This window comes from Acinetobacter sp. RIT698 (assembly GCF_009668065.1).
Lineage (GTDB): Bacteria > Pseudomonadota > Gammaproteobacteria > Pseudomonadales > Moraxellaceae > Acinetobacter > Acinetobacter guillouiae.
In genome coordinates this window covers 61,255-70,464 of the sequence record NZ_WJYH01000022.1, presented here as the reverse complement: position 1 = coordinate 70,464, position 9,210 = coordinate 61,255, and the positions used below count along the sequence as shown (strand labels likewise).

Below are 9,210 nucleotides of genomic sequence, written 5' to 3'. Positions count from 1 at the left end.
TGTTTGTTCTCTATCTCGGTCAGCGCTTATGCTAATAAGAGTGCTAATGATTTAAACGTATATCCAGAAGTTAAAAAAGATCAAAATAGAAATGTAATTTTATTAGATCCTAAGGAAAATGAAGAAGACTATAGAGTCTTAATCACTGCTTCTATGGAGGGTATGCAAGATTGTAATACCAAAAGTCGATCTGCAAAGTATACTAAAAAATTAGTTGAGGGCATGCAATATCCTTATTATGAAGTTGGTAAACTAGGTAACATAATTACGACTTTAATGGGTTGTTCTGAGATGCCTAAAATGGGTGAGATTCCTATTAACTTAAACGGTAATACTATACTTAATTACAATAGTAAACTTCCGATAGTTGTCTATGCGTCTAATGGTATTAAAATTAGCTCCAAGATTTTTAAGTTGGAAGAGATAAAGAAATCTAAGATACTTAATGATTAGGTATTGATTGTGTTATTACCTCCCAAGGGAGGTTTTTTATTTCTTCAATGCAAATTTTTTACATCATATAAAAATGTTCATTTAGCCATTCTTTTGCAGCATCTTCTGAAGAGAAATTTTTAACTATTGTATCGTTTGAATCAATAAATATAATTTCTAGATGGCTAAAGTCTTCATTGTTATTGTAGATGGTATTTATATGTGAAATCTTTTCATAATCTGAATGACTATAGCAATTTGAGGTGAGTTCAATTGCATCAATGGTTGATAGTTTTGAGTTTTCATAAAAACCTCCAGTGTTTTTGAAATCGGGCATTAATGATAAAAATTTTTCTATCCAATCACAACAATCATACCAAGAGTCAAAGTTCTTTAAGTTTTCAAATTTTTCAGTTGAAATAGGTTCTCTTAAGGTTGTAAAAATGATTTGTGCAAACAGACGAGAATATTTTATATCAGTAAAATCCACAATGTTGTGAGCACATAAGTAATGTCCTTGATAATCTTCCACAAATATTTTTTTCATAAGTTTGGTGTACTGGATGGTTAATGATTTATTTTTTTAGCTTATGAGTTCAATATCCAATCCTCTAGATTGAAAAATACTGAAGCTGGGTATACAAAATGATTCCAATTAGCTGACATAGTGATAAAAATGTTTTGATTAATATTTAACAAATTAGTTAATACACAATTTGTCATATATTTATATTATCATGGATCAAAATTTTATAGACAAACCTGACTTATATTAGGGTGAAAATTGAATAATTTCAAACAAATATTTATTATTTTAGGACTCATTTTTTCCATGGAAACATTAGCTAATCCGACATTTTCAAATGAATTATTATCTAAAGCCAAAAGTGGCGATGCTGTTGCCCAATTGGAGTTAGCCGATGTATATATTCATGGTTATGGTATTGATGAGGATGAAACTCAAGCTGAATTATGGGCTACAAAGTCTGCTGAAAATGGTAATGCTAAAGCGATGTATTGGCTTGGTGATGGATATGCAACTTATGCTGGGTTGGTTGAAGATATGGATCCAGCTGATGCTGATGAACATTACAAAAAAGCATTTACTTGGTTTTCAAAAGGCTTAGATCAAAATCATTCTGAATCTATGGTTGGCTTAGCGAATTTATACAGTCGAGGTGATGGCATCAATAAAGATTCTCAAAAAGCATTAGAAATCCGCAAGAAAGCTGCTTCACTAGGAAATAAAGAAGCAATGAGAGATATTGCATTTATGTACGAACATGGCTTAGGGGTCGAAGAAAATAAAGAAACTGCAAAGTTGTGGCAAGACAAAGCAAGCGATAAATAAATTAATAAAACCAAGATAGAATGTTTAGTGAAAAGGAATCACCATCGAGAGGTTTCTTTTTTGTATAAAAATTAGTATCTTGGATTAAATCTATATCTTGGATAAGATATGAAAAAACTTATAATTTATCTCTTTACAGCATTTTTACTAATTTCTAGTATATCTAGCTTATTCTATGGTCTTGATTTATTTGAAACTTACCATTCAAAGGGTAAGGAAACGCCAGATAAAATATATTCTGTTTCATTAAATAATCATGGCTCGGTTCATTATGTATCTAAAGAACAGAATAATAGAATTAATTCCTTTTTTTATATTGCAGTGATCAGTTTTATATTTTCAGCTGGTGGGCTTGCTTGGATTCAAAAAAATAAAGTTGGAGGTATCTAACGTGAAAGACTTAAATCGCAAAATCGAATGTTAATCAAACCCACTCAACAGAGTGGGTTTTTTATTGGACCCAATTTATGAGCAATGAAAAATTTACTATTCATTCTTGCAATGGGGGCATGTATTGGATTTGCCAAACTACTTGTCTCTGGTGGAAAACTTACATGGCGTTTAGCTATTGGCCGAACAACTTTAGGAGCAGCAAGATCAACGATAGCGGGAGCAATTGTTTTACAGGTTCCTGATATAAACCCTCTTACTTTGATCGCAATAGCATCAACATTAGGTATTTTAGGAAGTACGTTTATTGAGTCTTGGCTTAAACGCCAAGCAAACACGTGGAGTATTAAATGAAATTAATCGATAATTGGAAACAGTCATACAAGCTTAAATCACTACAGATCGGCGCAATAAGCGCCATTTTTTTGTTTTGAGTTTATTCTCTGAGCACTTTTGACTCTATGGAATATTATTCCTCAAGAGTTCAAAAACTCAATTCCCGAATAATGGAAAGAATATGTTGGCGCTTTTGTTGATGTAGCTTTGATTATAGCTCGTTTGAAAAAGCAGCCAGAATTGCGTGAGCCTCAGTTAAATTTAACCACCGTCAATACACTGATCTCAACACTGGTATCAAATACAAATGATTTAGCTTGGATGGTCGAAGCCAAAAAACATTTAGGTTTAAAAGAAAATACAAGCAAAACAGCTCATAACCCAACAATCCTAAAATGGCTTCAATCCTTGGGTTCATGGTGGCAAGAAGATGAAACACCTTGGTGCGGTACATTTTTGGCGTGGTGTCTAAAATCTACTGGTGTGGCATATCCAAAACATTGGTACTGCGCACTTGATTATGTGAACTATGGATTTAAACTATCAAAACCAGCCTATGGCTGTGTAGCAATCAAAACTCGAAGCGGTGGTGGCCATGTTTGCTTTGTTGCAGGTCGGGATAGTAAGACAGGTAGTTGGTCTGTATTGGTGGAAATCAATCAAATATGGTTTGTTATGCGCTTTATAATGAATCTGACTTTCAGGAATTTCGATGGTATGGGAAAACAAGTAAACCTGCTGAGTTTCGTTATGATTTGCCTGTTTTAAAAGGTGTATCTGCAACTGGAGTAACGGAAGTATAAAGTGAAATGCCCTCAATTGAGGGCTTCAATTTAATAAGGATTAACCAAGAGAAGTAGCATTAAGTAAATTAATTTCATAAAGTAGGTTTAGGAAGAGGAGTCTTTGGAATTAATTTTGAAGGTGAAGCTGACCCGAGTCCACAAGCCTTATTACCAGAATGTCCCCATTTTGTTACTTTCCCCCTTTCAATTAAAAATTTTGCTTCACAATAACTATCTTTTCTAGAATTATATACATCATAAGATATAATTTTTGAACCATTTGAAAGGGTATAGTTACCATTTGGTACACCCCATTGACTAATAAGTTCTTGCTCAGAAAGTCCTACTTTTTTATTCATTCTATCACTTATTTCCTCCCATCGTTTACTACCAAGTTGTTCGCCATTCGGTAATACATAGTTACTACATCCTGATAAAACTACGATTAATGAAGTGATAAAACATATTTTTTTCATAATTAGCTCTCATTTTTGTATCTAAATTCTTTTGATTGTTAATAATACAACAGTAGTAATTAAAAGTTAAAATTAATTGCTGTACTTCTATTTACTATTACGAACAGCCTTAGAGAGGGCAAGGTATTCTGTGTAGTTAAGTGTAGGGGCTAAAAAACCAGTTTTAAATTCTACATGCCATGCTTTGTATTTGTAACCTATAGGCTTCCATGGTGATGAGGTATTAGACCAATATTCACCATCTCCCAAACTAACCAACCAAAAGTGGGTTAGTGTGATTAACAGGTACTCACAATCTAAGTATCAGATGTATATCTTATATTCATAGCTACACTAAAAGTGTAGTTACAAGGGGTTGCATGATCGTCAGATCCTTAGTAATTTCAGTTGTGGTGATTTCCACCATACATGGTTCTCAGAATCTGAGTACCACCTTCAATTTAATCAAATTGAATTGGCAGTCTTAATCTGGCAACAACTGCCTTGCCATTTACTTTCGGAATATCAAACTGCCAACGTTTAACCGCTGTAAGCGCCAACCAACTAAATTCATCATTATTCCCAGATACAATTCTAGGTAAAATCACCATACCATCCTGATCTAAATAAAATTCTAACATTACTTTTGATTTTTGTGATTTATCATAACCTATAGGCATTTCAGGGTGTGGTGCATATAATGGTTTAGGTACCGAATCTAAATCTTTCAACTCATAGATTTTTGTTTTTCCACGCTCTAAATCAGCCAATATTTGAGTTGTTGAGTGGCTATTTGATGTATCTCTATTAAACTGATTAAAATTCTGTTCTTTTGTGATCACTGACCAACTATGTTTACCATCTTTTTTTGCAGGATAAAATTTCCATGACTGTAAAGAAGCCTTCGCAGCTAAGCCAAATGATGGCTCACTGGCTGAAAGCACATTGGCTTGACGCACATTTCCATCAGGATCTATAACTACATACACCTTAGCTTTACCAGTAGTTTTCGATTTAAGTAGCTCATAGGGATAAACTAAAGGGGCTGCTATACGAATCTGCGGTGCGACATCATACTGTAAATCTGCTGGAAGGTTTTTTGATGCAGCAGGGATTCTAAAAGGATCAACACCATTACTTAAACCTGCTGACACAGAAAATTCAATGGGTATTTTCACAAAGCCGCTTTGTGGCTTACCATTAATTTTTTCCGGTTCAAACAGTGCCCCCATGACAGCTTGAACAGCGGCACGTTCTAAATCGGGGTGTGGTGAATCCAGTACCTCAACTTCGCTAACTCTGCCTGTTTCAGTAATTAATACTTTAAGCAGCACTTTACCCCTATTACCGAAATCGCTAAGATTTTTAGGGTAGGTGATTTTTGGTCTTTTTATGTACTTTATAGGGGTATTATTAGTGGATAAGGTTTGCATTACCCCAACATCTGGCAATGACTCTGTACTAGTCGTATTTGGTATTACTTCAGCCCAACCTTCTATCGTCAACAGCAATAGTCCCAATAAATAAATTCTTTTTATTACCATCTTGATATCATCCATTTTTGTTTGAAGTTAAACTTAAAATTATTAATGCATTTAATCTCATTGGATCAATAAAATTCACAGGATTATTCCCCAAATAGAAGTTTTATACATTTTCAAATTAATTTCATTTTACTACATCCATGGTCAATTTGATAAAAACAACGGGTCAGTTGCATAAAAATATCTAAGTAGCAAGCTCAACACTTGCTACTAGATCATTTAAGTTTCTAAAGAGTGATTCAGGCAGTACAATGATCAACGATTATTGTTTAAATATGGTTACTTTTAAATTCCATCAAATAAAACATTTAATCAAATCTAAAATAAAATGCAAAAAAAACGCAACTTTTTGTTATAAGTATTTGATATTTATATTTAATAAAGGAGGTTGATGCGCCTTTTTTTGATATATTAGCCTTCATAAAATAAGCAATTTTATATATCGTTAAAATCCTAATACAGAAATATACGATACGCAAAAGCATATGGAATTATAAAGAAACAGTTGATGTTTTAAGAATGATAATTAAGTAACTACTATGTACAATAAGTGGAGTGCTTTGAATGATGTGAAGAATAAGGATTTTAAATAGGGCTTTATTTCTAGGAATAATTTTTGAATAAAAAACCACCAAAAAACAGACAGTATTAGTCAATACTTTAATGTAATAAAAAATAGTAGTTCACCACTGCTTTTGTTTTAAAATAAAGTCGCTATTGATGTTTTGCTATCTATTACATTGAATAACCCTAAATGGCTTTCTTTAAATGATTTTTTCTAAATGACTTTGTCTATATAATCAAAGCTAATTAAAGATGGGATAAAACAAATGAAGAAAATAATCTGTATTCTGATTCTCAGTTGTAGCGCACTTTCAAGCTTCAGTCATGCCTGTGATCCGACTTCATTAGACTGGGAGAAATTTTATAAAATCTATGATTCAAATAAAAATGGTACTTTTGAACTTAATGAATTTTTAAAGGTTAAAGATTTTGAACCATATCCTTGGCCAGATGATAGACGGTTTCAAGGCAAAGATAAAAACATTAAATTATTTAAATATTTAGATGAAAATCAAGATGGAAAACTTGTAGAAGATGAATTTGTCAAAATTTACGGTTTATTACCTAATCCTTGTGCTAATTGGCCTGATAAAGCTTGGTGGAAATTTTGGTAAGTGATTCAAAATATATATCCTAAGGTTCGTCAGAATAAGACGTTTTGTTTTTCTTCATCACGCGGAAAAGTGACAAACTCATCACGCATTTCAAAGAAATATTCATGAGCGTTTTCTTTATCAACATTCAATCAATCTTTGCGGTATTCTTCTGGTATGACTATGATTGAGCGCTTTTCATTGTCAGGCGCGTGAAATTGCTTCATGAAAGGGTGGTTGTCAGAATTGATCGTAAGCATTGAAAATGATCTGACTTTTGAATCTTTAATTACAGCATCATCGTAGATTGCAGTAACAGTAAACTGATCAACTTCGACATCAAGTTAGGCGAGGGCATCTCTGGTGGGAATTTCATAGTTTGAACACATTTGCGTTCATTCTTAATTTTCATTTTATCTTCTCTACATTTGTTATTATTTTAATCGAATCCATATAAGTATGAACGTATGCATATTGAAAGCAAACCTTGTCTCCATTTTTAATTATTTCGTTATTTTTAATTTTATTATGAAGATCAAATTGTGGAAAAATATTAAATGCCTCAACTTTATTTTCATCATTTTTAAAAGCAAAGTAGTCTTCCTTAAATCGAGCATTTATGGTTTTTACACCTAAAAAAGTACCGCATATATTTATTTTACTCTCTGAATTTATCGTGGAATTGATTCTAGATCTTATAGAAAAACTGTCATATAACCAAAAAACAAGTATTCCAATAACAAGCAAAACAATAAATTTCATTTTAAATTTACCAACTATCAACGATATCAGACTAGTCTTGAATCATTTTTCTACTCTCATCTAAATTTTGAGCATGGTTATATGTACAGCGGACAATGTTTTTATCAATATGGGCGAGTTGCATTTCAATCCATTCTGAACTGTAATTTTTTTCATGCAAAATCGTGGATGCTGTGGCGCGGAAGTCATGAGCAGTGCAATTTAGGCCCATTGTTTTTAATGCCTGGTTAATTGTGCTTTTGTTCATTACTTTGGACTTATTAAAGACTGAACAAAACACATATTCATCGTTAGATTGGATTTTTTGGTTTTTAAGGATTTCAACCATTTGCTTACTCAATGGAACCAAGTGTTGACGGTTCATTTTAATATTTCGCTCACCGACAAGAAGTTGATCTCTAGATGCAGGTGGGATAACTATTAAATCTTTTTCAAAATCTACCCAATCCCATGCTAGGTCTAGTTAGATTGGCAACAAACTATCAATTTAGAAGTTGCATCATTGGGGCTTGAAAGTCAGGGTATATTGTGGCATATTTTTGTTATAGTGCGCGAAGTTATAGTAATTCACTAGATATTAAGCTCACTTTTTAGTGAGCTTTTTTGTTGGTCAAATCTTTTATGATTAACCAATATTTAGTCAATTTATTAGATGAATATTCACAAAATTTAAACTTAATTACTAACAATATTTATATTTTTTAATTTATTGAATCACATAAGAATAGATAGAGATGATTACAGATATATTTAGTAAAACTCTTGGCGGGTTAAGAAAAGATTATTTCATTAGAAATCTTATAATTGGTATTGTTGCTGCTGTACTAGCTTGGTTGATGATAGATACATTAGAGGCTAGAGCAACCACACCAAAACCATTCTGGAATTTAGTTATTATAAAAGGATTTTTTATATTTAATGGGCTGTTATACCCCTATGCAAAATATTTATATGATTATGTATGGGAGGTTATTACTGGAGATGCAGTTTACGTTTATTCTATCAATATCATTACAATATGGTTCAAGCTAATTGCAAGATTAATGTGCTTCTTTTTTGCATGGGTATTAGCTCCAGTTGGACTACTTATTTTATATTTTAAGAATAGTTAATTTTTTAATTAAGCCACTTTTGAGAGTTTTTTAATACTTAAAGATTTTTAGTTTAGTTAATTAGCGAATACCCGAATCCTAGCAATCAGGCAGAATGCAACCCCTGAAATAAATCCGCAAAGTAGGGAGAAGATGATCCCGTAAAGGTCAGGTATTCGTTCGGGTCCACCATTCAACAGATAAATGTAGGCATAGAATGTAACTGGTGCAAGTAGAGTGCACCAAAGGCACAATCGTGCAGAAGATAAAGCGTTTATATTGCGAAGGAAGATAGCCATCGGTAAAACCAGTGTAAAGGTGATAGTGTATGTAAAGGGAAGCCCAAACATAAGACAGAGAAAAAACATCGCAAAGGCGCCACCAAGATCTCCTTGGAAAAGCATAACTGTACCGTATGCCATTCCAATGACTAAAGGAACAACCAAAGGGGAGATAGACACCCCCTGTTTCAGGCTTCCTTCATGCTGAAGTTTAGAATTTTTATAATGCATATTCATCAATCGAATGCTTGTAAGATTAGCTTGTCAATTGTGTCACTTTAGCATTGCAAAAGGTTTTACAGAAGACTTTCAATTAGATCAATAAATTATTGAGATTTAGTAGCCCCCTCACAGTTGAGGCTTTTTTAATACTTAGAGGAAAGCTATGACAGACACAGTACAGGCTAGAAAAGACTTAGAGCTTTGCAGTGTTAAGTGATTGATTAAAGCTAAGCAAGTCTTGATTTAATATCAAAGTTTGCTTTATAAACAGATTTACATATTTTGAGTTAGGGAGGCTATTGATTGTATGAAATATATATTTTTCTTAGCAATAATAGTGTCACTACTTATAATTATCTATAAACCTAGTATCCCCTCAGAGAGTAAAAAGAGTAAAGAATTTC

11 protein-coding genes and 3 pseudogenes are annotated in these 9,210 nt (G+C 32.7%); 7 read left to right on the top strand and 7 right to left on the bottom strand.

The annotated features are described in order from the left end of the window. A partial coding sequence (locus tag GJV03_RS11510; RefSeq protein WP_154130131.1) for an ecotin family protein occupies positions 1-453 on the top strand: 453 nt, incomplete at its 5' end. Between the two features lie 58 nt (positions 454-511). Here GJV03_RS11510 and GJV03_RS11505 read toward each other — a convergent pair. Then, positions 512-979, bottom strand: coding sequence for a hypothetical protein (locus tag GJV03_RS11505; RefSeq protein WP_004724592.1), 468 nt, complete (start codon positions 977-979; stop codon positions 512-514). A 285-nt stretch (positions 980-1,264) separates the two neighbouring features. Between GJV03_RS11505 and GJV03_RS11500 the strand changes: the two genes are divergently transcribed. The 4 genes and pseudogenes from GJV03_RS11500 (at position 1,265) to GJV03_RS11485 (ending at position 3,312) form a co-directional block, all read left to right on the top strand. Beyond that, on the top strand, positions 1,265-1,783 hold the full coding sequence (locus GJV03_RS11500) for a tetratricopeptide repeat protein (protein WP_004724590.1): 519 nt from the start codon (positions 1,265-1,267) through the stop codon (positions 1,781-1,783). Between the two features lie 108 nt (positions 1,784-1,891). Then, entirely contained in the window at positions 1,892-2,173 is a 282-nt protein-coding gene (locus GJV03_RS11495) for a hypothetical protein (protein ID WP_105714112.1), read from the top strand. 84 nt (positions 2,174-2,257) lie between these two features. Beyond that, the gene (locus GJV03_RS11490; protein ID WP_154130130.1) at positions 2,258-2,527 is read left to right on the top strand and encodes a holin; all 270 of its coding nucleotides are present in this window, start codon (positions 2,258-2,260) and stop codon (positions 2,525-2,527) included. Continuing rightward, positions 2,524-3,312, top strand: a pseudogene (locus GJV03_RS11485) (TIGR02594 family protein). Before GJV03_RS11490 ends, GJV03_RS11485 begins: the two are co-directional and overlap by 4 nt. 74 nt (positions 3,313-3,386) lie before the next feature. Here GJV03_RS11485 and GJV03_RS11480 read toward each other — a convergent pair. After that, positions 3,387-3,770, bottom strand: a complete 384-nt coding sequence (locus tag GJV03_RS11480) for a hypothetical protein (RefSeq protein WP_004724583.1) — start codon at positions 3,768-3,770, stop codon at positions 3,387-3,389. Positions 3,771-4,210: 440 nt separating this feature from the next. After that, entirely contained in the window at positions 4,211-5,308 is a 1,098-nt protein-coding gene (locus tag GJV03_RS11475; protein ID WP_252720705.1) for a TonB family protein, read from the bottom strand. 815 nt (positions 5,309-6,123) lie between these two features. On the opposite strand from GJV03_RS11475, the gene GJV03_RS11470 reads away from it, so the two are divergent. Further along, positions 6,124-6,471, top strand: a complete 348-nt coding sequence (locus GJV03_RS11470) for an EF-hand domain-containing protein (protein ID WP_151957891.1) — start codon at positions 6,124-6,126, stop codon at positions 6,469-6,471. A 29-nt stretch (positions 6,472-6,500) separates the two neighbouring features. Here the strand turns inward: GJV03_RS11470 and GJV03_RS11465 are convergent. The 3 genes and pseudogenes from GJV03_RS11465 to GJV03_RS11455 form a co-directional block, all read right to left on the bottom strand. Then, a pseudogene (locus GJV03_RS11465) lies at positions 6,501-6,779 on the bottom strand (SOS response-associated peptidase); the annotation flags it as partial. 79 nt (positions 6,780-6,858) lie between these two features. Beyond that, positions 6,859-7,212: a hypothetical protein gene (locus tag GJV03_RS11460; protein ID WP_154130129.1), complete on the bottom strand. Its 354-nt coding sequence runs from the start codon at positions 7,210-7,212 to the stop codon at positions 6,859-6,861. Positions 7,213-7,243: 31 nt separating this feature from the next. Further along, positions 7,244-7,660, bottom strand: a pseudogene (locus GJV03_RS11455) (site-specific integrase); the annotation flags it as partial. Positions 7,661-7,946: 286 nt separating this feature from the next. Between GJV03_RS11455 and GJV03_RS11450 the strand changes: the two are divergent. Further along, a complete protein-coding gene (locus GJV03_RS11450) occupies positions 7,947-8,324 on the top strand; it encodes a hypothetical protein (RefSeq protein ID WP_151957893.1) in 378 nt (125 codons plus the stop codon). Positions 8,325-8,380: 56 nt separating this feature from the next. Here GJV03_RS11450 and GJV03_RS11445 read toward each other — a convergent pair whose 3' ends face one another. After that, positions 8,381-8,821 carry a hypothetical protein gene (locus GJV03_RS11445; RefSeq protein WP_004724567.1) on the bottom strand — a complete coding sequence of 147 codons (441 nt, stop codon included), beginning with the start codon at positions 8,819-8,821 and terminating at the stop codon, positions 8,381-8,383. Between the last annotated feature and the right edge of the window lie 389 nt (positions 8,822-9,210).